This is a genomic window from Peterkaempfera podocarpi (assembly GCF_042466665.1).
Lineage (GTDB): Bacteria > Actinomycetota > Actinomycetes > Streptomycetales > Streptomycetaceae > Peterkaempfera > Peterkaempfera podocarpi.
The window spans coordinates 1-23,279 of sequence record NZ_CP162102.1 but is presented as its reverse complement, the minus strand read 5'-3'; the positions used below and the strand labels follow the sequence as shown (position 1 = coordinate 23,279).

18 protein-coding genes and 2 pseudogenes are annotated in these 23,279 nt (G+C 69.6%); 9 read left to right on the top strand and 11 right to left on the bottom strand.

Translation table 11 applies throughout. The annotated features are described in order from the left end of the window. Window positions 1-115 precede the first annotated feature (115 nt). From AB0761_RS00100 to AB0761_RS00090, 3 genes and pseudogenes are all read right to left on the bottom strand, one after another. Complete coding sequence (locus tag AB0761_RS00100) at window positions 116-3,316, bottom strand: AAA family ATPase (RefSeq protein WP_377273887.1); 3,201 nt, start codon at window positions 3,314-3,316, stop codon at window positions 116-118. Further along, window positions 3,313-3,780 carry a hypothetical protein gene (locus AB0761_RS00095; RefSeq protein ID WP_377274541.1) on the bottom strand — a complete coding sequence of 156 codons (468 nt, stop codon included), beginning with the start codon at window positions 3,778-3,780 and terminating at the stop codon, window positions 3,313-3,315. The genes AB0761_RS00100 and AB0761_RS00095 overlap by 4 nt, the downstream gene beginning before the upstream one ends. A 64-nt stretch (window positions 3,781-3,844) precedes the next feature. Continuing rightward, a pseudogene (locus AB0761_RS00090) lies at window positions 3,845-4,561 on the bottom strand (exonuclease SbcCD subunit D); the annotation flags it as partial. A gap of 122 nt (window positions 4,562-4,683) precedes the next feature. Between AB0761_RS00090 and AB0761_RS00085 the strand changes: the two are divergent. The 4 genes from AB0761_RS00085 (at window position 4,684) to AB0761_RS00070 (ending at window position 9,533) form a co-directional block, all read left to right on the top strand. Further along, window positions 4,684-5,505: a hypothetical protein gene (locus AB0761_RS00085; RefSeq protein WP_377266747.1), complete on the top strand. Its 822-nt coding sequence runs from the start codon at window positions 4,684-4,686 to the stop codon at window positions 5,503-5,505. 49 nt (window positions 5,506-5,554) lie between these two features. Next, the gene (locus AB0761_RS00080; RefSeq protein WP_377266746.1) at window positions 5,555-6,709 is read left to right on the top strand and encodes a hypothetical protein; all 1,155 of its coding nucleotides are present in this window, start codon (window positions 5,555-5,557) and stop codon (window positions 6,707-6,709) included. A 215-nt stretch (window positions 6,710-6,924) separates the two neighbouring features. Continuing rightward, window positions 6,925-8,181, top strand: a complete 1,257-nt coding sequence (locus tag AB0761_RS00075) for a hypothetical protein (RefSeq protein ID WP_377266745.1) — start codon at window positions 6,925-6,927, stop codon at window positions 8,179-8,181. Beyond that, window positions 8,178-9,533, top strand: coding sequence for an AAA family ATPase (locus tag AB0761_RS00070; RefSeq protein WP_377266744.1), 1,356 nt, complete (start codon window positions 8,178-8,180; stop codon window positions 9,531-9,533). Before AB0761_RS00075 ends, AB0761_RS00070 begins: the two co-directional genes overlap by 4 nt. Before the next feature lie 266 nt (window positions 9,534-9,799). On the opposite strand, the gene AB0761_RS00065 is transcribed toward AB0761_RS00070, so the two are convergent. Further along, window positions 9,800-10,033: a helix-turn-helix domain-containing protein gene (locus AB0761_RS00065; protein ID WP_377266743.1), complete on the bottom strand. Its 234-nt coding sequence runs from the start codon at window positions 10,031-10,033 to the stop codon at window positions 9,800-9,802. Between the two features lie 202 nt (window positions 10,034-10,235). Between AB0761_RS00065 and AB0761_RS00060 the strand changes: the two genes are divergently transcribed. Then, window positions 10,236-11,099, top strand: a complete 864-nt coding sequence (locus tag AB0761_RS00060) for a hypothetical protein (protein WP_377266742.1) — start codon at window positions 10,236-10,238, stop codon at window positions 11,097-11,099. Between the two features lie 210 nt (window positions 11,100-11,309). Here AB0761_RS00060 and AB0761_RS00055 read toward each other — a convergent pair whose 3' ends face one another. The 5 genes from AB0761_RS00055 to AB0761_RS00035 all read right to left on the bottom strand — a co-directional run bounded on the left by AB0761_RS00055 (window position 11,310) and on the right by AB0761_RS00035 (window position 16,433). Continuing rightward, window positions 11,310-11,921 carry a hypothetical protein gene (locus AB0761_RS00055; RefSeq protein ID WP_377266741.1) on the bottom strand — a complete coding sequence of 204 codons (612 nt, stop codon included), beginning with the start codon at window positions 11,919-11,921 and terminating at the stop codon, window positions 11,310-11,312. 460 nt (window positions 11,922-12,381) lie between these two features. Beyond that, window positions 12,382-13,407, bottom strand: a complete 1,026-nt coding sequence (locus tag AB0761_RS00050) for a hypothetical protein (protein ID WP_377266740.1) — start codon at window positions 13,405-13,407, stop codon at window positions 12,382-12,384. 162 nt (window positions 13,408-13,569) lie between these two features. Beyond that, window positions 13,570-14,607, bottom strand: a complete 1,038-nt coding sequence (locus AB0761_RS00045) for an ImmA/IrrE family metallo-endopeptidase (RefSeq protein WP_377266739.1) — start codon at window positions 14,605-14,607, stop codon at window positions 13,570-13,572. Then, window positions 14,604-15,569 carry a hypothetical protein gene (locus AB0761_RS00040; protein ID WP_377266738.1) on the bottom strand — a complete coding sequence of 322 codons (966 nt, stop codon included), beginning with the start codon at window positions 15,567-15,569 and terminating at the stop codon, window positions 14,604-14,606. Before AB0761_RS00040 ends, AB0761_RS00045 begins: the two co-directional genes overlap by 4 nt. A gap of 69 nt (window positions 15,570-15,638) precedes the next feature. Continuing rightward, the gene (locus tag AB0761_RS00035) at window positions 15,639-16,433 is read right to left on the bottom strand and encodes a hypothetical protein (RefSeq protein ID WP_377266737.1); all 795 of its coding nucleotides are present in this window, start codon (window positions 16,431-16,433) and stop codon (window positions 15,639-15,641) included. A gap of 126 nt (window positions 16,434-16,559) precedes the next feature. Between AB0761_RS00035 and AB0761_RS00030 the strand changes: the two are divergent. The 3 genes and pseudogenes from AB0761_RS00030 to AB0761_RS00020 form a co-directional block, all read left to right on the top strand. Continuing rightward, window positions 16,560-17,504, top strand: a pseudogene (locus AB0761_RS00030) (type II toxin-antitoxin system prevent-host-death family antitoxin); the annotation flags it as partial. A gap of 513 nt (window positions 17,505-18,017) precedes the next feature. Further along, complete coding sequence (locus tag AB0761_RS00025) at window positions 18,018-20,105, top strand: DnaB-like helicase C-terminal domain-containing protein (RefSeq protein WP_377273891.1); 2,088 nt, start codon at window positions 18,018-18,020, stop codon at window positions 20,103-20,105. Beyond that, complete coding sequence (locus AB0761_RS00020) at window positions 20,106-20,726, top strand: hypothetical protein (protein WP_377266736.1); 621 nt, start codon at window positions 20,106-20,108, stop codon at window positions 20,724-20,726. It abuts the gene before it with no gap. 1,085 nt (window positions 20,727-21,811) lie between these two features. On the opposite strand, the gene AB0761_RS00015 is transcribed toward AB0761_RS00020, so the two are convergent. Next, window positions 21,812-22,153, bottom strand: coding sequence for a hypothetical protein (locus AB0761_RS00015; protein ID WP_377273890.1), 342 nt, complete (start codon window positions 22,151-22,153; stop codon window positions 21,812-21,814). A gap of 35 nt (window positions 22,154-22,188) precedes the next feature. Next, window positions 22,189-22,443 carry a hypothetical protein gene (locus AB0761_RS00010; protein WP_377266735.1) on the bottom strand — a complete coding sequence of 85 codons (255 nt, stop codon included), beginning with the start codon at window positions 22,441-22,443 and terminating at the stop codon, window positions 22,189-22,191. A 25-nt stretch (window positions 22,444-22,468) separates the two neighbouring features. Here AB0761_RS00010 and AB0761_RS00005 point away from each other — a divergent pair, with 25 nt between their 5' ends. Next, window positions 22,469-22,609: a hypothetical protein gene (locus tag AB0761_RS00005; protein WP_377266734.1), complete on the top strand. Its 141-nt coding sequence runs from the start codon at window positions 22,469-22,471 to the stop codon at window positions 22,607-22,609. The last annotated feature ends 670 nt before the right edge of the window (window positions 22,610-23,279 follow it).

The window sequence follows — 23,279 nt, the reverse complement described above, 5'->3', positions numbered from 1 at the left end:
CGGGCCATTGGCGCGCCGGGACGTGCGAGGTCGGACGGTCGCCGGCGGCAGGCCCGGCGGGGGTGGCGCCGCAGGAACCCTAGGGGTCTCCCGCGGCGGCCGGCCCGCTCCCGGTTCAGGTGTGTTCCAGCAGGTGCCGGACCCCATCGCGGATGAGTGTGGCGCGTGCCTGCTCGGTCAGCCAGGTGGCGGTGGATCCCTGCGCGGTCTTGTTGACCAGCAGGACATCGTCGACGGCCTCGGCCACCGGATACAGGTGGCTGATGACGGCGACGCGCTTGTCCCGGGTCACGCTGCTTTGTAGGACGTTTAGGGTTTCGTCCAGGCGGTTGGAGTCCAGCGAGCCGAAGCCTTCGTCCAGGAACAGGCTTTCCAGTCTGCTGTGGCTGCGGCTGTGGAGCTCGACGAGTGCGAGAGCCAGCGCGAGGGAGGTCTGGAAGGTCTCTCCGCCGGAGAGGGTCTCCGGGCCGCGTGCCAGGTTCGTGGCGAGATCTACGATCTGGAAGTCCTCGGTGAACGCGTAGAGCCCAGCGGACAGCTGCTGGAGGATCCTGCTGCCGTGGCTGAGCAGGGAGCGCGTGCGCTGCTCGGTGAGGTAGGCGAGGAACTTCCCGTCGGTGAGTTGGTCGCTCACGCTCTTCCAGACGCCGACCTGCTGCTCGGCTGCCTGCAGGGCTTGGTCCAGCGCCTGGGCGTAGGGGATCTGGGACTCGGCGGTGCGCAGGTCGGCCTGGGCTCTTTCGTGTGCTGCCTCGGCGTCGCTGGTCTTGCGGCTGAGCGGGTCGAGAGCGGCGGGTGCCAGCAGATCACCGTTGGACAGCACCGGGAATCCGGGGTCCGGGTCGGCGTCGGCGGCGACCGCGCCGGCCTGCCGGGCGAACTCCTCCTCGAACGCGCGGATCTCCTCGGCGGCCTGCCGCGCGGCCTGCTTCAGGTCGTGCGTCAAGCGCTGGCCCGCCGAGGTCAGGGCGGACACGTAGGCGTCGACGCTGGCCAGGTCGGACCCGTCCGCGGTGGGCGGCAGCTCGAGGGGCGTCGGGTCGCCGAGGACGCTGCGGGCGTCGGCGGCGGTGTCCGCCCAACGCGCGAGTTGGCCGACGAGCTTGCGTGTGGGCGTCTCGACGGTGCGCTGGCGCCGTCCCTCCAGTGCCTGCCGGTCCACGGCGTTGGCAGCCAAGGCATCCTTGGTCTGCTCGTGTTCGCGTGCCGTCGTCTCGAGCTGGGCAAGGCGCCTTCCGGCCGCTTCCCGCGAGGAAGCGATGTCTTCGGGGGAGGGAAGTTCATCGGGGGAGGGCTGGGCGGGGCGGGCCGAGGTGGGGAGCTCGGCGATCTCCTTCAGCAGGACCTGCAGGTCGGCCTCGGACTGCAGCTGGGCTTTGTCCAGCCGCTTGCGTTCACGCTGCAACCGGCCGCGCCGGCGTTTGAGATCGGCCCGGGCCGCCTCGTTCTCGGCCTGCGCTGCTACCAGCTCCGCCTGGGCGCTTTTGAGCGCTGCGGCCGCGTCCGCTTCCACTTCGCGCAGCGGCTCGACAAGCGCCGCAACGGCGGCGGCGAGCTGGGGCCGGGTCTGCGGTTCGCCCTCGCTGAGCGTGTGCGCCTGGACGGTCGTCTGCTGGCGCATCGCGTCCAGTGTGGTAGCTCTGGCAGGCGCGGCGGCAGCCCGCACCGCGTCCACCAGCTCCTGCATCTGGAGCAGAGCCGCCTCCATGCGCTCGCGGGCGGCCTCGTACTGGCGCCGGTGCCTCTCGGCTGACTGTTCGGCTGCGCTCAGCTGGGAGGCGGCCTCCGCGTGGGCGGACACGCCCTTGTTGAAGGCCTCCAGGTGCTTGCGGACCTCACGCTTGGCCCGGCTCAGGGCCTTGCCGTCCAAGGGCGACGGGGCAGTGAAACCGCTGGGGACGGGCTGGGCGCAGACCGGGCAGGCGTCGCCCGCAGCCAGGTGGGCGCCAGCAGTGTGGGCCGCGTCGCTGCGCTGCAGCGCAGCGACGGCGTCCTGGGCCGCTTCGTGCGCGCTGCGCAGCTCACTCAGCTGCGCCTCCCGGCTGCTGCTGCGGCCGTGCAGGTCCTCGACCTGCTTAAGCGCCGTGCCCTCCGAGTGCCGGTGCTCGGCGGCAGCGGAGGCTTCCTGCAGCGCCGCCCGGACGGCGTCCCGGACCCGGTCGGTGCTCGCACGCACCTCGGTTGCGGCAATCTCGGCCCGCTCCGCCGCTTCCCGAAGGGCCACCGCCTGCTGTTCGCGCTGCTTCAGGTCCTGGCCCGCGGCCGTGTCTTCCTGCTCCTGCTCGCGATGTTGAAGCTGCTCCTGGCTCAGCCGCTGCGCCCGGGCGTTCAGGTCGGCGACACGGTCGGGGAGGCGCGACAGCACGGTCAGGGCGCTGGACAGGGAGCGGACCGTGTCGCCGGCCTGCGCGGCCGCGTCCAGCGCGGCCTGGGATACGCCCAACTGCCGGTTCAGATCGGCTGCGGCCGCCTCGAGGACAAGCGCTTCGGCGTCGATGTCCTTCTTCATCTGGGCCAGTGCGGCCATGGTGGCGCCCGCGTCGGCCACGCGGCGGTCCCGCAGCGACCGCGTCGCCTTGTCGAGATCGGCCTTGCGGTGCTTGCACTCGGCAGCCCGGCTCTGAGCGTCGCGTAGGCGGTCCAGCCGTTCGCGTCGCCGGTTCGCGATGCCGCGGGTGCGTTCCACGTCCAGCTCCGCCTGGGCGGCGCTGGCGCGGGGATCGTCGTGGAGGCGCGCACGGGCCTTGGTGGCTTCGGCAATGCCCGCATTGAGCCGCTCGATCCGCGCCGTGGTGTGCTTGCGTACACGTTCCAGTTCGTGGATGCCGAAGATGTGCCGCAGGATGTCGGCGCGGTCGGCTCTGGGCGCTTTGAGGAGCGTGTCGAACCGTCCTTGGCGCAGCAGGACGGTGCTGACGAAGCCCTGCCAGTTCAGCCCGATGATCTGGGTGATCGCCCGGTTCACCGCGCCCATGTTGTCGACCTTCTTGCCGGCGGCCCCGTCGGTGAGGGGCTCGAGCACGGCCTGGGGGTGCTTGCGGCTCTTGCGCAGGGTGCGGCGGACGCGCCAGGACTGGCCAGCCACAGAGAACTCGAACGTGACGCTCATGTTGTCGCAGCCGTTGCTGATCAGCTCGTAGCCGTCCGCGGCCCACGAGCTCCGCCCGTACAGGGCGAAGATGATCGCTTCGAGGAGGGTGGTCTTGCCCGCGCCGGTGTCGCCCAGGATGGCGAGGAGCCGCTTGCTGGTGAAGTCGATGGTGCAGGTGCCGGGGTAGCTGCGCACTCCCGTGATGATGAGCCGCTGCGGCTTCACGATGCCTCCGTCCAGGTGTGTTCCAGCGCGGCCTGCAGCATCTCCTCCGCGGGCGCCGGTGGCGGCGTCTCGTCGTCGATTTCGGTGAGCAGGTGCGCGAAGGCGGCGACGGTGGCCTCCGCGGCGCTGCCGCTCATTCCCCTGCCGGCCAGGTAGGCGCGCAGGGCGTCGGGGAGTTCCGGTTCGTCGGCGGGATCGGCGTCCAGGACGGCGCCGGGATGAGCCTCGCGCGCCGGTGCGGCGTTGACGAGGATCGCGTGGGGGACGATCTCGGCGACCGTGCGGCCCAGCAGCGGATCGGGCTCCTCGCCGGTGATCACCGCCTTGAGGAAGGTTCCGTCGAACTGCGGCGCCATGGCCCGCAGTTCGTCCAGGGTTCCGGTGAAGTGAGCCAGTTGACGGCCGCTGGACAGCCGGCGCGGCATGACCCGGACGGGCCGTCCCGGCTCGGCGTCGACGATCACGGCTCTTGGATTCGCCGGCCTCGCCGAAGTCCAATTGCAGGGGGCTTCCGGCGTAGCGGGCGGGAAACGGCACGCCTCCTACGGGCTGCGGAGCGTGGATGTGCCCCAGGGCCGCGTACGACACCGCCGGAAGATCTGCGGGAGCGGTCGCGTAGGCCTCGTTCAGGTCCACGGAGCGCTCGCTGCGGGAGGGGCGGGCACCGGCGACGAAGACGTGGGCGGCGAACAGCAGGATGTCCCGACCGGGGTCGTGCCCTTCGCGCAAGGCGGCCATCAGCTCCGCCTGCAGGCCGCGCATCGCCTCCGCGTAGTCGGCGTACGTCGTGCCGAATACCGAGGAGTGCTGCCAGAACCGGTTCGGATGCACGAACGGCATCACGGCCAGCCGGATCCGCTGCTCACCGCCGCAGGCGTCGAAGGTGAGGACGCCCCCGTCGTGCGGCGGGCGGAGCTGGTCGACGAAGAACAGGCCCCGGCCGCGGGACGGGCCGCTCACGTAGCCCAGGAACTCGAAGTAGGCGGGGGAGTCGTGGTTCCCGGCCAGGACCACGGTGGGCGCGACGGCGGCGAGCTCGTCCAGGGTCCGCATGGCGCGCATCAGGTCCCGGGAGGCGGGGCGGGAGGAGTCGAACAGGTCGCCGCTGTGCACGATCAGGTCCGGCTGGCTCTCCCGTGCGATGCCGACGATCTCGGCTAAGACGGCGTCGAAGTCCTCCTCACGCGAATGCCGGTCCAAGGTACGGCCCAAGTGCCAGTCGGAGGTGTGGAGCAGTCTGCTCATGCCTTCATGAGCCCTTCTGGATGCGAAGCGTAGGAAGACACCCGTGGTGTCTCATGAGCCCGGGACTGTACACGAGAATCACAGGGAACACAGGAAACTTGAGTGGCTGTTAGCATGCGGGCATGCACGAGCACCTGGACGCTCTGGAGAAACGCATGCAGCACCTGCAGCACGCGATGCGGCAGGCGCACGAGCAGCACGACAGCGCCCAGGTCAACGCCCTGCGCCTGGAATTGCAGCGCACCCAACGCGCCTGGGACGCACTGTTCGCCCCGGATGGCGAACCGGATCAGGCCCAGCCAGCGTCTCCGTCACCACCCGCCTTCGAACGCGCCTGGGCAGACGCACCCGCCCGCGAGCAGGTCCACCAAGCCCTGGCCCTGCTCACCGTCCCCGCCGCGCCCCAGCTCCTCAGCCAGGTCCACGAGGCGTTCTTCTCCCGCCCCCTGAACACCGCACGGCTGACCACTCTGCGCCGCGACGAAGAACGCTCTTTCCGGGCCACCCCCTTCGCCCGCCCCTATTACGTGTGCTCCGCCCTGACATTCGACCTGCTGTCCCCGGCCCGCGCCCTGCTCGCCCTGAGCACCTGGCCGCTGGAGCAGCGCCTGGTAGGACCGCTCACCCACCGGGTGAACTTCCTCACCTCGGCCATGCGCCTCGCGGACGCCGCCGAGCGCCTGCCCGGCGACGGCACACCACCCGAACCCGTCCAACGGCTCCTCCTGCGCTGCGCCCGCAACATCCCCGGTTACCCCGCCCGAGGCCCACTCGACCTCGGCCGGCTGCGCCGGGCCGCCGCAGCCGAGCGGGAAATCCACGCCAGCGACGACGCCGATACCCGCGCCGAGGCGGCCCGGCGCGCACGACAGCGACTCAGCGACGCGGACCAGATCTTCGGCAGCCCACTTCGCAACGTCGCACGCGAACGCCGCAGTTCGTGACCCCGCCCCTTCGACTGCACGGCTGTGCCCCGTCCCTTCGAGGAAACCAGTGAGTTCGCTCGACGCACGATTGGACGCCCTGCGAGGCTCCTCCCCGCCGGTCCCGCACAACGCACGAACCCTGGCGGCGCTGACCGCCAACCCCGGCTGCGACCGACGCTCCCTGCTGGATGCCGCAGGCATCGACAAGGACGCTCTCGCCGCCCACCTGGGACTGCCGCGGCCTCTGCGTAAATCCCGGCTCGCCCTCAGCCACGACGTCGCCTTCGAGCGCCAGGTCACCGGCCCAAACGGCGCCGAACTGCTGCGACTTCTCCGCGAAACGCTCGGTCTCACCCTGCCCGAGGTGTCCTACGAGGACCTCAGCAGCGTCGGCGATGCCAACGCGTCTTCGCTGCAGTTACGCTACTCCCGCACCCGAGCACTCATCCTCAGCGCGGCACGCGACCCCTCAGACGCCCGCACCCTGCTGGACCATCCCGTACTGCGCTTGACCGTCGCCGGCCACCAGGCCTACCTCGAACCCGATGCCATCGCCTTCCAGCGCCACGACACCGCGCAGCGCCAAGGCACCTTCCACATCGTGGAAATCAAGTCCTTCGCCGTCATCGACGAAGCTGACAACACCAAGGTCACCGCGGCAGTGATCCAGGCCGCGGCCTACGTGCTGGCCCTGCGTGAACTTCTCGCCAGCGACGGGCACCCACCGGACCACGTCTCCGACTCCCTGGTCCTGGTCACTCCGCTCAATTTCTCCGACCGCCCCACCGCAACGCTCGTCAACGCCCTCCAGAAGATCAAGTCCCTGAGCCGCCATCTGGGCAGGCTCCGACGCCTACCCGAACTGCTGGACCAGCTCCCGCCCGGAACCACGTTCGACCTCGCCGCCGGCCCAGACGAGATCCCCACCCGGCCCCGCAGCGACCTCGCCGCCGCACTCGCCACCACACGGCCCCGCTACACCCCCGGCTGCCGCCAGCACTGCGACCTGGCCTTCCACTGCCGCAGCGAAGCACGCAACCAGGGCAGGATCGAAGCCCTGGGAACCGAGGTCCGCGACGACATCGCAGGCCTCGAAACCATCGCCACGGCACTGGCCCTCACCGACGGCCACCTGCACCCCTCACGGGACCAGGCACACATCGTCCAGGCTCTGCGCCACGCCCACCAGGTCCACGCAGACCTTTTGGCAGGCATCGGGTGAGCCTCCTCCTCTCGCTGCTGCGGATGCGCGCAGCCGCCACCGGTAACGCCATCCGCACCAGCCAGCTGCGCCACCTGCACCTGAGCGACCAGCCCCTGATGCTGCTTCCCCTGAAGCGCACCGGGGCGGAGGCCAGACCCCTTGCCGTCATGCTGGGCACGGACCCAGCCCACCCCGAGCTCCTGGTCGCACCGCCATCAGGAAGCGCCGACCCCGTGCTCGCCGACCTCGCATCGACCCTCGCCTCATACATCGACGCGCACCAGCAGCACCTCGAGCAGCTTCCCGCCACCGCCGCCAGGCCCGCACGGCAGCGCTACACCGACGCCCCTCAGATCCTCGTGCCCAACCCGCATACCGTGGCCTACCTGAAAAGGCTCGGACGCGATCTTCGGTTCCGCCCCGTCGACGACGGGACCCCGGCCCACCGCTCCGTCCGGCGCCTCGGGCAGTGGCTCACCCACTTCACCGACCGCGCCGAAATCCTCGGCTCGTCCGCACTCATCCCTCTGACCAGCTTCCTCACCATGCATTGGGTCACCGGCCAAAGCCCGCTGGAGGACGAGGACCTGGCCACCTTGCTGGCGTGGATCGACCCGCCCCGCGACGCCGCTTCAGGATGCGACGCCGCACTGAAGGCCGAAGACCCGGCTATGCACCGTTCTGCCGGACCAGCCACCGACGCGGCGTTCGACAACGAGCACCTGGCACCCCTGTTCGAGGCCTACGCCCGGGCTTCCGAGTGGGATCGGGCCCGCTACCTGCAGGACCTCGACCGCCTTCTGGCCGACTACCTGCAACCTACCTGGGACCTCATGTGGCGGGCCTACATGCTCCTGCACGCCCTGCCTGAAGCCCACAGCACTGAGCGGCGCTGGAGCAGGGAGCGCGACGAATTCACCGACTTCAGCACCTATCTGGCCCAGGACGGACGCTCCCAACCAGTGCGTGACCAAGCGGTCGGCGCAGCCGTCGGCCTGGCCCGCAGGGAACAGGCAGCCGCCGCCTTCAGCGCAGAGCGCGCCGCTGACGATCCGTTCGCACGAGCGGAATTACGCACCACGGGCGAAGCCTTCATCGGCACCGTCACCACCATGGATGCCGACCACGTGGTCCGCGGACCCACAGGCCGAGCACAATGGCGCCCCAGGCTCACCGTGTCCACCGCGGACCCCGTGCGCACGGAACCCGGCCAACTCCTGGCCTGCCACACGTACCGCAATGCCCGCTACAAGGTCTGCGACATCGCTCCCAGCGACGACGGCACTCTCGTCCTGCTGGAGATCGCCGCTGGGATGGGGTCCGCGACTCGCCGTAACCACAGCGTCCTCCCCGATGCCGGCGATCTTCTCCTGCTCACCGTCGCACCGGATCACTTCCGGATGCCGGAGTTCCCCTCGCGAGACCAGACACCCTGGACACACGGAGGCCCTCCGCCGGAACACCCCGACGCCATGAAGGAGGAGCAGTGACACCGGACGTGCGCCAAGAGCAGGCAGACCAGGCCGCCCGCGCCATCTTGGAGCAGCTCCCCACGCTGAGCCAACGAGGACTCGTCGTGGACTCCCCGCCCGGCGCCGGCAAGTCGACCCTGGTGGTCCGGGCCGCCGACGCCCTTGCCCAGTCCGGCGCCCCCTGCATCGTCATCGCCCAGACCAACAGCCAGGTCGACGACCTCGTGCGGCGCTTCGTTCGCCTCTGTCCCCACCTGCGGATCGCCCGCCTGACCGCACTCGACTACACCGTCCCGGCCGATCTGCCCACCCTTCCTGGCGTCCGCATCAGCGCCCGGATCCAGGACCTCGGATCAGCCCATGTCATCGTGGGAACCGCCATGAAATGGGCGACCGTCGCCGATCGCCGATGGCCGTGGGCGATCATTGACGAGGCCTATCAGATGCGCTCCGACACTCTCCTTCGGATTGCCGCCCGCCTCTTCGACAAGGCGCTGTTCGTCGGGGACCCAGGGCAGCTCGACCCCTTCTCCTCAGTCGAGACTCACCGCTGGGCGGGCCTGCCGCACGACCCCATGAACAGTGCGGTCGCCGTCCTGCTCGACAAGAACCGAGACCTGCCCGTCCGCTCGCTGCCGGTCTCCTGGCGCCTGCCGCCGTCAGCCGTTCCCCTCATCAGGGACGCCTTCTACCCCTTCACCCCTTTCCACGCCGGAAGCCAGACTGCAACCCGCACCCTCACCTTCGGCGGGATCGGCATGGGCTCCCCCCTGGATGCAGCGGTCGACCGGGCCGCTCGAACCGGGTGGGCGCTACTGGAGCTGCCGGCCCGCTTCACCCACCGCATCGACCCGGAAGCCTTCCAGGCCGTCGTCGGCCTCGCCGAGCGGCTGCTGATCCGGCGCGCCATCATCACCTGCGAACAGCATCCCGAAGGCCGCGTCCTGGAGCCCCGCGATCTCGCGATCGGCACCGCGCACCGCGACCAGGCTCACCAGATCCGCACGCTCCTGAGGCACCACCATCCTCGCCTGCACGGAGTCACGGTCGATACCGCCAACCGACTTCAAGGCCTGGAGTTCAGCGTCACCATTGTCCTGCACCCCCTGTCCGGCCGCGGTGACGCCTCCGCCTTCCACCTGGAAGCCGGCCGCCTGTGCGTCCTTACCTCACGACACCGCCACGCCTGCATCGTCGTCGCACGCGCCGGCATCGCAGGACTCCTCGATGCCCACCCTTCGACCGATCCCGTACACCTCGGCTCCGCCTCGAAGATCCCCGATGGTTGGGAGGCGAACCACGCAGTCCTCGCTCACCTGGCCGAGCACGCGGTCCGTGCCTGGGAACTGCGCGGTCGCCGGCGCGGCTGAGCAAGCGCCGCGAGCGCCTGCCGTGGCCGGGAGGTCCTAAGTAAGGGATTCATCGGCCTGCGCCCCCCACGACCCATCCGGTAGGGACCGCGTGGAGGAACCCTGTCGGTCGCTGACCGCAGGCGTCAGGCGGCACTTCTGAGGCGCCGGTAGAGGCTATGCCGGTCGCTCCTGCGGCGGTTGCGGCCCACCGGCAGCGCCCAGAAGCGTTACACAACTCGATGTGCCGCGCAGGTCCGCCGTCCCGGCATGAGGTGATCGCCGTGTCAGCCGAGGTCTTCCAACAGGGCGGTGGGCGGCACTTGGAGTCCGGCGGCAAGCTGCAGGATCGTCAAAAGGGAAGGATTGCGGCGCCCATGCTCGATATAGATGACGCCGCGGAAGCTGAGCCCGCTGCGCTCGGCGAGATCCTCGATGCTGAGTTCTCGCTGCTCGCGAATGCGACGAAGGGTCATGCCGAAGGCGTGCAGGCGCGGGTCAGGCGGTGGGGTCGAGGACACCTCTAGAGGTGACGTCGACCAAGATTGCCATCACCATGAACAGCTGTGCATAATCACGCTCTGTGCATGCAGTCTGTGCACGATTGATTGCGCTCGGTATCAATCCTCAAGGTGCGGCAGCCCCGCTCGCCGCACGAGACCGACAGGACGGCGGGACGTGGACACGGCACCAGCGACACGACAGACACCCTCCCGTACTGGAGTGTGGATCCACGCCAGCAGCGACGTGGTGGAGGTGTCCTGCCCATGGAACCCCGACTATGTCGAGGGTGCCAGGGACCTGAGAGGCCGATGGAACCCGACGACACGCACCTGGCGGTTCCCCGTCGAACTCGTCACCCACGTGCGGCGCCTGCTCACCGAGGTCTTCCTCACCGACGGGCTGCCAGCCCCGGGCGTGGACATCCTGCTGGACCTGGACGACTACTACGCGGACCGGGCCGCGTGCCCCGTGGTGAAGATCGGAGGGCGCCAGGCCGTTTCACCCCACCTGACCTATTCCGATGAATACGCAATGGACGCCTTCACCACCCTTGCCCACGGCGAAATCACCGTTCAGCACGGACAACTCACCTGGCAACCGGGCACCGTGCTGCACATCGAGTGCCTGCCCGAAGCCGTGGTAGACAGGCTCCCCGAGCCCCAGCGTGCCGCTGTGCATGTGCTGCGCCGCCACGGCCTGGACCTCGCTTCCCTGCGCCGCAAAGAGGCGGACCTGGAGCGTGCGCTGGACGTTCTGCGCCGGATTATCGACCGAGAGCAGGACCAGGCCGCCGGGCTCCTGCCCGACGCGGAGGAAGAGCAGGCAACGGGGGAACCAAGGTGGCGCCTGCGCAGCCGGGAAACCGCCGGCAGCCGACAGTTGATCGTGCACCTGGACGGCTGCATGGCCTGCCCATCACCTCGCATCCTGGCTACCAGCGAGGTCCTCGATCTCGCAGTCCGCGGAGCGCGTCTGTGCAACCGGTGCGGCGCAGCAGCCGCGGCCCGCACCTATGCGGCACCGACCGAAGTCGGTCCCGCGGTCCCGCACCCACAGGAAGCCTCACTTCCCCTCCGGCCATGACCCGAGCCACCGCGACCGGCAAACGGCAGCCCGGCCGCGACGAGCGACTACGACCGCGCTAGGCCTGTGACGACCCGGCTCCGTCCCTGACACGCGGCAGAACAGTTACGTCGTCCGAGACGCTGCGGCGCCGATTCTGTGCCGAGCCGGCCTGCCGACAGGCCCCGCCCGCGCGATCCTCGGCCCGAAGCCTGTAGATGCACCAGCGGCCTATCGACTCCACCACGGCTTCAGACCCTTCAGGTGGGCGCGGACCGCCTCCAGGTAGGCAGTCTCGTGGTCACGCAGACCCCTCAGGTCGATCACGGACGGAGGGATGTTCATACCCGCGTCATTGTCCAGCGGGGGAGCGACCCACGCGCTGCTCATGGCCACCCCGGCGATGGCGCGCAGCTGGTCGATCAGGTCTTTGTAGGCGGCCCCGGCCGTCGGGGACTCCAGCAGGGTCCATGCCTGGTGGTAGGCCAGCCGAGCCTGGATCTCCCGGAGTGCCTCCGAGAGCCGGATCCGCTCTTCCGCAGGCTTGTCGGCACGTCGCCGCCGGATCGCGTACGGCAGCTCCTTGTAGGCGCTGTACGCCGCGAAGGCCTCGGCGAAAGCGGTGCGGAGCCGGTTACGTTCCTCCTCGTGGCTCTTGCGGCGGGCGACCCAGATGTTGATGGTCGCCGTGATCAGCGCAGCGAGGAACGCCCCGGACAGCACGGTTGCCAGCAGCAGTCCAGTCCCGCCCCCAGAGGCGGTGACGGGCGCAGCGGGCACGGTGGCGTGCGTGATGACGGTCGGCGTCGGGGAAGGCGAGGCGGCCAGGGCGAGGTAGATCATGCGGCCTCCGAGATAGGTGCAGGGGCGACGGGCGGGTGCTCGGCTTCCGGGCCGGCCCACTCGCCGGTCCGCCGCGACCATTCCTCGCGCATCAGGTGCGCGAGGATCAACCCCACGAGCCCGATCGCGCCGTCCCGCCGACGGTCCCAGCGCCGCTCGAAAGGATCTCCCGGGTACCACATACACAGCGAGCCGTCACTGTACCGGTGCGGGGACTGCGCCGGCCCATCAGAGAAGACCCGGGGGATCTCCGGGAGCCCGGGGCCGAAGGCGATGGTCACTCTCTGGTCGGGCAGATCCGGGTGTCGGACGTCGACGGCCAGGGCGAAGCCGCCCCGCTGTGCCTTCGGCGGCCGCGCTGCCCGCACTGCGAGCCCGGTGGAGGCGATACGGTGCTGGAAGACCAGCCGCGCGGCCGGCCCGGCGAACCAGGCCGGCCGGCACGCAAACGCCGGTCGCCTCACCTGACGCCGTGGCCATCGCCGAAGGCGCGGGTCGGCGGAAGCGTCATCGCTGCGCCGCCCAGTCCGAGCGCGGTCGTGGACACCGGAGCCGACTGCCGCAACACCGCGATCCTGGCGCCGAGCCCGCTGGCGGAGGAGTCGGCGACGTAGGCGTAGAACACCTTGGACAGCGCAGACTGCACCGCCTGCCGGTCACCATCGTTCGCAAGAGCCTGTGTCACACCGTCCGCCGCCGTGCGCAGCCGGCGCGCCGCCACATCCCGGGAGACCAGCAGCCGCACGTTGGGGGAGACCCCCGCCGGGTCGACGGTCGCGGAACCGGACGCCACCCGGGCCGCCGCGCTGCTCAGGACCACCCGCAGGCCAGTGGCCATCCCCATGCCGGGCTTCACGAACTCCCACGCCCACACCGTCAGGTTGTGCGAGGAGAACCCCGGCTGGCTGTACTGCTTGTTCCAGGCCTTCAGCAGCCGCACGATCCGGCGCCGAGTCTGCCGCAGCGCCGAGCTGCCCGAGGTGAACAGCGTCACGTGCCGCTCCGGGTCGGACGCCTCCCACCGGTTCTGCTCCAGGTTCGGGATCCACAGCCCCGACCCGTTCCGGCGGGTGAGCGCGACGACGAGATCGACCGTAGGGTCCTGGCCGTCCACGGGCTTCCCGAAGGTGAGCTTAGGCCCCCGCTTGGACGTGCCGCACCGTGCCTGCGGGTAGACCTTCCGCACAGCTGGCCCCAGCAGCCCGCACAGCTGCGAGGTGATATCACGTGGCGTCTGACCGCCTCCGTCCGGGCCCAGTTCCGGATAGATACGCCGGTCCAGTACCAGGCCGCCGTCACCGTCGCCGACCGGGTGGATGAAGGTGCGCTGCGCCAGGGAGCCGCTGGCGTACGTACGCAGCGCCCCCTTGAAACCGGACGCCGAAGAGCGCACCAGGTCGAGGCGTTCGCGCGCCTCGGCCAAGGGCTCGGGGTGTGCATCGATCTGGGCGCGTATGTCGTTGAGGATGTCCTCGGTGTACCCCATGGTGAACTCGATTCGCCTACGGGACCCGCAGGCCCCCCGGTGGCGCCCTGTCCGAGGGCGGGACGCGTGGTGGCGTCCGTCCCTCTTTGACGTCACATCACGCGAATCGTCCGGGGTCGCAGAAGAACCGCTGGTACCGGCGGCCTCAGTACCCGCCGGGAGCTACTCCATGCAGTCCTTGCAGACGGTGCTTCCGGAGGTGAACAGGGTCTTGGCCTTCGTCATGTAGCACTCAGCGCAGGTCCGGTCCGCGGCTGCCCGGGCGACGGTGCAGCCGCAATGCCCCTGAGGGCAGGCCGGCTGCTGGCACTGCGCGCAGATCCCCGTCACGGGGAAGCCGTCGCCGCAAATTTCGCACGTCCACCACGACGGGAACCTGGACGTCCCGCTCTCCGGCCTCGGTGCGGTGAATGCACGCCAGGCCACCTGATCGGGGGCGAGCACCGCCACCAGATGGTCCTCGTCCAGCCATTCGGCTTGGCCGTACAGATCGTCACTGCGATGCCCGTCACGGAAGAGGATATGGGTCCGGTCCACCTGGGCGTTGCTCCGGCTCTTCAACGCGGCACGAATCAGCGGGGTAGCCGATTGGTCGGAGCGGTACGCCGGCGGGATCATGCCGTGCCGGGCCGCAAAAACGACCCTGCCCTCCGAGTCGAGGAGCACCACGACACCGCTGCCGACGAAGAATTCCGAAGCCCGCACGCAGCAGGCCTCCCGCGACGCCTGCGAGCTACGAAACAGGCCGACCACGGCAGCGGCTGTCGGCCCGAACCTTCGAAGGGCGTCCGAAAGTTCGGCCTCAGGAAGCAGGACACACGCGGCGAACGCATCGCACGCTTCTTCTTCGAGACCCTCCGAGTCCCTCCAGACGAACAGGTTCCCGCCCAGGGCCGGGTCTGTCTGCTGTAGGTGGTGCCCCAGCTCGTGCAGGGCAGTGAACCCTCGCCGCCGCCTCGACCACGACTCACCCACCCGCAAGGTCGGCGGCTCGGTCGTGTCGTCGTAGCTGCCGGCGAGCGAGCAGCGGTCCGCGCCGCCGGTCTCCGGCACCATGCGTATTTGAATCTCTGGCCAGCGACCCAACTCTGCCAACGCGTCCTCGCGCAAGGCGGCAAGCCGCCCGGGATGCCGCTGCTCCAGGACGGCCAGTATCGCCACCGCCTGCTTCGGCGCCGCCTGAGAGAAGACCCGTTTCACCGGACCTCGCCCCGGCCGACCAGGAATTGCTGCAGGCGGGCGTCCCAGTCCGGGGACCCGCCACCGGTCTCGCGTGCCGCCAATGCGAAGGCACCGTAGCCGGCCAGCAAGCGTGCCTGGAGCTCGTCGGTCGCGTCCCCCAGCGCCAAGCGGCGCAGTGCGGGCCGCCATCGTGGGTGTTCCACAGCTTCAACCAGAGACCGCGGCAGCGGCCGCACGGAGGCGGCCACCTGCTCCTGCGGCAAGCCTGTTGCCTTGGCGATGCCCGCGATGTCCCCGGGTTCCAGCACTTCCTTCCCCCTCAAGATCGCCATGACCTGAGACTGGGGCCTTCCCAGGGCTGCGGTCAGTTGCGCGAGGTCGAGCCGGTCCCCGAGGAGGGCAGCCAGACTGGCCTTCCCCGGTTTGATCTCTTCATCGGAGACAAGTCTCGGTGCCTCGCACAGCTCAGTCAGGTCGTCCTCGAGTTCGGCCCGCAAGGCAGCCGCATCCTCGAACACCGAGCTCGGCTCGCGCCCCAGGCGGGTGGCCGCGGGAGGATCCTTGAGCAGCCCCTGAGCCCTGCTCTTGGCCCAGCCGACGACGTCGTTCTCCCAGGTATCGAGCACTTGGTCCAGCACCCGCACCGGAACTGTCTGCGGGAGGTCCCCCCAGATGGTTGCCTCCACACCGAAGACAGACCGCACCCCGTCCACGACTAGGCAGGATGTGTTCTCGGCAGGCGGATCCAATGTCACCGGGACAGCTGAAACCTCTCGGGCGCGTACCGCCAGGATCAGCACGAGGACAACAGCGGTGTCCCAACGCGCCCGCCACACCTGACCAACGTCGATCTCGACCTGGTCAGCGGCACCGAAACGCTCCAGAAGCCCTTCAGGCTGCAAGCCTGGCCTGGCAGCCCGTGCCGCAAGACGCAGCAGATACTCCGGCACATCCCATTCATCCATGATGTCCTCCTGCATCGACCCCTCGTGCAGGCCTCCACCATGCTCTGACGTCATACCGCGCGCCCTGTCCGCTCCAGACCACCTTCAGGCTTCGCACAGCTCGATCACCTCCGCTGCCACCGCCAGCCTGTCCGGCCGGCCCCCGATCAGCAGCCCCAGCTTCGCCTTTAGCCGCTTGATTTGGTGGTAGGCCTGTGACCGCCCGCAGCCCAGGTACTCCTGAACAGCGGCAGGAACCTCCAGCAAAAGGACCAGCCTGCGCTCTTGGGCGGAGAGTCTGCCAACGATCTCCGCAGCGCTCAACGCGATACTGAGCTCTTCTTCCTGGCCGATGACCGCGCTCTCAGGATCCTGCATCCCCTCACGGCCATCACTGGCCGACGGATTCGGCATGGCCTCATCCTCGGTCGCGACCTCGACAGGATCCAACGAAACAGGGAACCGCTGCGCGAAAACAGTCGCCAAGGTCGCCACCTCGACAGCACCCTGCGCAGCGGTGAACACCGCATGCAGAATCGCCACGATGGATGGCCGGTCAGCGACAGGAGAGCGACGCCTGTCGGTCGTCCACACGGGCACATTGACGTTCGTCACGCCGTAAGCCGCCTCGACAAGCTCCGCAATGGAGCCGGACCACAGTCCGGTCTGCGAGCCAGCAAGCCGCCAACGCCCAGCGCCTGCGTGACTGTCCGGAACCACCTCGAAAGCATCGTCCTTCCTCAGGACCTCTTCCAACCTCCGGCGCAAGGCACCGCGGGGAGTCTTACGCACCCAGTCGATCAGCCAATTGCGGATCGATCGACGCACCATCCTGCCCATCGAGGCATCATCCGTAGCCCGGGCCAACAGATCGGCAGTGACTGCGGCAATCCGGTCCACGAGGAACTCCTGAACGACGTCCTCGTAGTCGGCCTGCTGCCACCCCGCGGCAGGCACCAGGTCCGGAAAGCGACGCAGTTCCTCGCGCAGGAGCCGACTGACCAGCCGAAGGCCCTGTGGACCTAGATGGCCGAGATCGCAGAGCTCTTGGAACGTCGAAATGGCCTGCCCCCTAAATGTGGGCCCAGAGGCTACACCTGGCCGCCGCCTATTCCCGCGAGCGACACGCACACGGCCCCAGCAACCATCGTGCGACGGCTACGGTTTTCAGGCGGCTGCGCCCCGCGCCGAGGCTTAGGGAGCCCTGCCTCCCACAAGTTGGGCCGGACAAGATCGACAGACCACGCAGCTCCATGCCCGGAAGAGCGCCCGCAGATTCCAACCCCCTTCGTTACAGTTTCAGCCCGAGTTATGTACCGATGGGCTAGACTAGTTGGGAGACGTTACATCTGGGAAGGCGCGGTCGCCTGTGCCTGCGGGCTGTCCGCTGGCCAGGCCGACTGCCCGACCTTCCCCTCCCAACCCGCTTGCTGCTTCTGCTCTTGGAGTCCTCGGGTGTCTTCTTCGCGTTCGTCCCGTGCCGCCGGTGAGACGGCTCCCAATGCTGCTGCGCCGGACAGCCCCGGCAATGCTGCAACGCCCGCACCCCCGACAGAGCCGACCGCCGCTCCGGCTCCACGCTGGGCGGGCACCTGGCCCATGCGCTTCCCGAAGCCTCCTGCCCCATCCGGTACCGCACCCGGTACGACCTCCCCAGCCTCGGAAGCACCCGCCCCTCCCGGATCACAAGCCCCGGCTCTCACCAGCCCGGCGACGCTACACGAGGCTCGCAGCACCCTCCCGCAGTTGATCCGCGCCGCCACGGCGGGCACGCCCACGCCGCTGGCCCGCGGCCGACACCACGCACTGCTCACCACCCCTGCCCAGGCAGCCGAACTGGGCTGGGACCTTACCCATTCCGCGGTGCTCGGCATCGCGGATGCCCGCAGAAAGCTCGGCGACCTGATCCAGCACGCCTCCGAGGGCCACCCCCAGGTCCTGCGCCGCCACACCACCCCCGTCGCCGTACTAATCCCGGCCGCCGCGGACGCCACCCCCATCCCAGCAGCCCAGTTCACCCCCGTCCCGGCCGCTGCGGCGGTCCCCGGATCCACCGCACCGTCGACGGATCAGCAGCCCGCCCAGGCAGCCGCTCCGGCCACAGCAGCAACCGGGACCACGGCCCCCACACCCGCCTCGACCGGCCCCGTGCCAGCGGCTGCTGCCACCCCGTCAGGACCCCCACAGCCGGAACCGGCGCCAGCAGACACAGCAGCGCCTGCAACTGCCAGCACACCGCCCGCCGTCCCTGCCTCGCCTGGCGCCACACCAGCGGCATCCACCGCCCCGGCCCCAACTGCTCCACCGTCCGCGCCCACCACCATGACCACCGGCCCACTGACCGCTCCGCCAAGCTCCGCTGCCCCCATGGCATTTGGCGCCGCACCCGGCACTCCGGCTTCCCCGCACCCAGCTGCACTGCCGACCGCCTCGCCAGCGGCCCCCTTGACCCCGTCCGAGCCGCCCCCGCCAGCCGCATCCCTCATGGCGCCCGGCGTCGGGCACCACACCGCCAGCCCGGCCATCGGCCCGTCGCCCACCGCTGCGCCGCGGACCCCGCGCCGCCTGGCCGCGCTCGCCCAGGCCCTGGACACCGTCCTTACCCCCACCACCCCGGCCGGCGAATCCACCACACCCGCACCCCTGGTGGGCCTCCCGACCGGGATCCGCGCCCTGGACGACGCTCTCGGCGGCCTGCAGCCCGGTCGCTTCTACCTCGTCGCCGCCGCGCCGGGCGCCGGATCCAGCCTGATCGCCACCGCCGCCGCACGCACCAGCGCCCTCGACCAGCACCAGCCCGTCCTGTATGCCGCCTCCGGACTGACCCGCGCCGACGTCGCCGCCCGGATCGTCGCCGCACACCTGCCAGTCGACTACCGCCGCCTGCGAGCCGGCCGCCTCACCCCCACTGAGCAGGGCGACGTTGCCGCCCTGCACCACCTCCTCACCTCAGCACCGCTGTACATCGACGACGGCACCGACCTGACCACCGCCGCTATCGCCGAGAGCGTCCCGCACCTTCCCGGCCTGGCCCTGCTCGTGATCGACCGCCTACAGGCCGCCGAAGACCCCCGACTCCCGCTGTCCGGCCCCGAGCGGATCACCGACGCCGCCCAGGCCCTCGCCCACCTCGCCCGCACCCACGGGCTCCCCGTCCTGGCCGCCGTCGACACCGACGACCCCCACCTGATCGCCGCGCTCAGCCTCGACATCACCCTCACCCTGACCCGCGACACCGACCAGATCCACGCCACCATCACCGAACGCGACCTCGGCCCCCAGGCCACCCTCGTCCTCCACGCCGACCTCGCCCACGCCCGCATCACCGACCCCCCCACCCCCATCACACCGCCCGCCCCCGACCAGCTCACAACGACCAACCCCTACTGGACGATCACCAGCCCTGCCACGCCCACCCCGGCGCCGGAGGCGCCACCCACCTGGCCCGCCAGCAGCCCCGCGCAGCCCCCCCAAGCCCCCATCGACCCCCTCCCGGACCCCACGCCAACCCGGCCCGACCCGCCGGCCCCTACCGCCGCTGCACCCGGGCCGTCACCACACCGCACCGCCGCGCCCCCTGCCGGGGGCGGGTACGCCGGCCGGGACTACAGCTACTTCACCGGCATGATCGCCCGCGCGGTCGACGAGGCCCTCCAGGACTGCGACGGCGACGTTGCGGCCGCGACCGAGGCCCTGGTGAAAAAGGCCGTGCCGAACGCGATGGCCTTGTTCGAGGCAACCCGCGTCGGCGGCAATTACGAACACACCGTCTACCCCGAAACCTTGGAATTCCTCCGAAAGAAAACCAAGGACGGCGCCGACGAAATCTGGGAAGGCCGCCACAACTGGACTAACGCCCACCTCATGGACGCCCTCCAAAACGGCACCCACCCCCCGGTCACCGTGGCCGCCCTGGACACCAACGCCAGCTTCCTGTCCGCTTTCAAGACCTACCTGCCCATCGGCGCCCTGGTCCACAACCCCGACGGCGGCTTCGACCCCAAGCGCTCCGGCATCTACCGCCTCCCCACCCGCCCCACCTGGCACCACCCCCACCTGCCCGACCCCATCGGCAACCGCCGCGAAGACGGCCCCGTCCTCCTCGACGACGCCACCATCCGCCTGATGATCCGCTGCGCCCGGCTCGGCCTGTGCGAGCCCCCGCACATCACTGAGAGCTGGACATCCGGCGCCAGCGAGGGTCTGTTGGAAAAGTTTCGCCGGGTCCTTACCGAAGCCCGTGAAAACGCCATCAAGACCGATGACACGGTGACTGTAGAATACGTCAAAGCGATGTATTCAAAGTTCACCTCCACCATCGGAGAATCCAGCGTCAACCGTGACATCCGCCGACCCGACTGGATGCACATCATCCGCTCCCAAGCATTCGCGAACCTCTGGTACAAGGCCCATCGCGCCCACAGCAACGGCCTGACCGTCGTCCGCGTCCGCGGCACCGACGAACTCCATGTCACCGACGGCGACTGGCGCACGGTATTCACCGAAGGCCGCTTCACCACCCAGATGAAACAAAAAGACCAATACCCCCTGCCGAGGAAGAGCGCCCGATAGATGTCGACCGACGGATGGAAGAACTTCGGCACCTACGGCGCGCACCACGACCCCGGAAACGTCCACGGAAAAATTGCCCTCGCCCGCGCCCTCGAAGACGCCCTGGAACGCATGATCATCGACGGCGGGATCAAGTCCCCAGTCAGCACCCGTCGCGGCCTGAGGGCCCGCATGCGCTACCTCACCACCACCAAGGGCGGCCCCCAAGCCCTCGCCGACGCCGGCATCACCGCTACCCCCGCCACAATCCGCGCCTGGACCCGCGGCACCCAGCGCCCGCGCCCGGCCAATCTCGAAGCGATCGACACCGCCTACTGGAACCTGCGCGCCCACAACGTGCTCGCCAATCCCGGCGCCTTCAAGCAGCACCTCAACCGCGACGGCCGCGGCACCCGCATCGAGATCCACCCCATCAATCAGGCTGTCGTCGACCAGCCGCGCCGCCGCGCCAACCTGAGGATCCAGCACCGGCAGGTCCGCTACATCTGGGACGACGCCGTCGACGCCCTCGTCGCCGGCGACCTGGACACCCTGGAAGACCTCTGGGACGACGTCATCGCCGAACTCGACTCCGACTGGGGTGCCTACACCTACGTCTCCTACATCGGCATCGGCGCCTGACTCGACCGCCCGCCGCGGCCAGTCTGGCCGATGCAAGACGATACTTGGCAGCGCGATCCCGTCGGCTGCCGGGCGGCACCCAGACAAGGTCCGCGACCCCGGCGGACGCGTGACCGCGTACTCCTTGGCGATGAGGTACACCGAGCAGCGGCCGTACAGCGCTCCACCGGGTGCCCACAGCTCATGCAGTGCCTGCCGTCGGCTGGGCTTGTTCAGCTCCGGAGCCTGGGTGGCGCTGGCGTCTGGCCCAGTTGCGTGACCGAGGGCTGGCCTGCGCGTCGTCGATGGCGACGGACGTGTAGACCAGGTAGCAGTCGAGCGCAGCGGACTCCTTGACAACCCCTCCTACATCGCCAACCTGACCGCCGGCCACGAGCTGCGCCGCAACGAGAACGTCTTCGTGTTCTCCCAAGCCACCGCGTCAGCCCAGCTGATCCAGTTCATAACCATGGTTGGCGCCCCTGCGGGGATCCCGGACACCGGCGCCCACTTGCACCCCCTGGCCACCGGCGCCGTCGACCGCGACACCAGAAGGTGCAACACCAACTGCCCCACAGCGGTGAGACGCACCTGCTCGGCGACGCCGCGCCGCCCGTCACCGGACCCCACCCGGCCGCCGAGCAGGCCCGTGCCGCCAGACGTACAGAGCAGGCGATGCGGCCGTCGCCGTCGTCGGCGCGGCCGGCGTAGAGCACCGGCATCACACCCGCGGTGGTGTGGGTGGCGGTTTCGCATTCGATGTCGGGAGTGCGGTCCGAGTGCCCTCGGCCAGGCGCGGGCGAACCGGTCGGCGTCGACGACCAGCCCGCATACCCGCCAAAGCGCCACGACCGCGCTCTCCAGTGGCAGCACCGTTGCGCACCGCGCGCAGACCTGGTGCAGCACCTCCAGCACCAACTGCTTCGGGTCGCCCGCAGCCCTGCCCGCGTGCTAGCAGTGGCGGCTCCACCGCTCGCCCTCGACCGGGACGTGCCACTTCCCGCCGCCGCCCGACGGCCCCAGCGCCACCTGGGCCTCGCATACCGCAGGCACAAGCATCCCCGTCCGCTCCAGATCAGCACGCCGCAGCGCCTGCACCACCCCGTTCATGGGTTGACGTCGATGACCCGGACTGGCTGCCTGGCCCACCGGCCCGGATCGGTGGTGGCGACGAACGCCTCGTCCGGCCGTTCGGGGCTCGGGGCGGCTACCACCGCGCACTGCGCCGCCGCCCAGCCCTGCTGGCGTCCCAGTGCGAGCGCGCCGGCGAGGTCGAGGTCGACCACGGTGACTCCGGGCAGCGCGGCCAGGTGTTCGGCGGTGCCCGGCCGTTCTCGGTCGGCCTCCACCAGCGCGCACACTGGCGCGTACAGGTGCCAGCCGGCCTCCTCGTGGGCCCGGTGGATCAGCCGCGACGCGAGGAGGTTGCCGCGGCCCGCCGCCAGCATCGCGGTCTCGTCGAAGACCACGTGCACGGACTCGGTCACGCGGCGCCCCGCGCGAGCCGCCGGTCCAGCTCCACGTCCAGCGCCTTCTCCTCCTCCGGCGAAGGGCAGTATCCGGTCCACCTCGCCAGCTGCTGCCGGGCCTGCTCGGCGCGCTCGGCGCGCTCGGCCGGGGTGAGGACCTCGTCGGCCAGCCGGGACAGGTAGGAGCGCAAAGACAGCCCCTCCGCGGCAGCCACCTGGGCCAGCCGGTCTTTCGCGGCTGCCGGGATTCTCACGTTGGCGTCGGTCATCTCAGGTCACGTCCTTCACTCCAGGGTGCGGGTACGCACCCGTACCCACACCCTTTCACATCACAGAAGCCCCGCGCAGCCCACCGCCTTCGCGGTGCGCAAGCTGCAGGTCCGCTACATCTGGGACGACGTCATCGCCGAGCTGGACTCCGATGTGGGCGCCTAACCTACGTCGCCCACATCGGCCTCGGAGTCTGACCAGCCGGCGGGGCGCGTGGCACCAGCGCGGTCGGCCGGGCCCTAGGTGAATTCCCTGCCCGGCGGCGCGCATTTAACGCGACCCAGTGCAGAAGAGCCCTGCACCTCGCCGGAAGCGTCAGAATGGAGGAACACGGTAGGTGCCTCAGACCGTAGATTCCCGAGCCACCCGGGGGCCCGGTACAAAACCGATTCGTAACCGCAGCGGCTGTGTGATATGTGTAACGTCAAGCGAACCGGATATCGAATAACCGGTTGAGCCCGTAGCGAGAATCCAATCTGATGCACTTACGGACTCTGCGCGCCGCGGGTAGACCTCTGAGTGGTTCACACCATATTCAGACCCCTAGAGCACGAAGAGTAGTCGTTACAGAACTTGTAAGGGGCGTGAAAGCGTGACATACTCGGGTACATAGTAGTTCAGAGGAAGCGCCCGGAGGGCGCCGAAGCAGAGACCAGACATACGGCCGGCCAGCCTGCAGCAAGGCCAGAGCCTGCTCGCCGAGCAGGAAATACCAGCTCACACCAGTTGACTCCGCGAGAGAACGCCGACACCGAGGCCTCCGACTCGCCACAGCAACCCAGCAGAATCTGTAACGGTATCAGTCAGCTCGGACACCGCCCCCTAGCCAGCTTCT

Bases quoted from the DNA above. Each gene is read 5' to 3' on its own strand.
- AB0761_RS00085 (WP_377266747.1), top strand. From the start codon at position 4,684: ATGCACGAGCACCTGGACGCTCTGGAGAAACGCATGCAGCACCTGCAG.
- AB0761_RS00055 (WP_377266741.1), bottom strand. From the start codon at position 11,921: ATGATCTACCTCGCCCTGGCCGCCTCGCCTTCCCCGACGCCGACCGTC.
- AB0761_RS00050 (WP_377266740.1), bottom strand. From the start codon at position 13,407: ATGGGGTACACCGAGGACATCCTCAACGACATACGCGCCCAGATCGAT.
- AB0761_RS00040 (WP_377266738.1), bottom strand. From the start codon at position 15,569: ATGCAGGAGGACATCATGGATGAATGGGATGTGCCGGAGTATCTGCTG.
- AB0761_RS00025 (WP_377273891.1), top strand. From the start codon at position 18,018: ATGGCGCCCGGCGTCGGGCACCACACCGCCAGCCCGGCCATCGGCCCG.
- AB0761_RS00020 (WP_377266736.1), top strand. From the start codon at position 20,106: ATGTCGACCGACGGATGGAAGAACTTCGGCACCTACGGCGCGCACCAC.
- AB0761_RS00015 (WP_377273890.1), bottom strand. From the start codon at position 22,153: ATGCTGGCGGCGGGCCGCGGCAACCTCCTCGCGTCGCGGCTGATCCAC.
- AB0761_RS00010 (WP_377266735.1), bottom strand. From the start codon at position 22,443: ATGACCGACGCCAACGTGAGAATCCCGGCAGCCGCGAAAGACCGGCTG.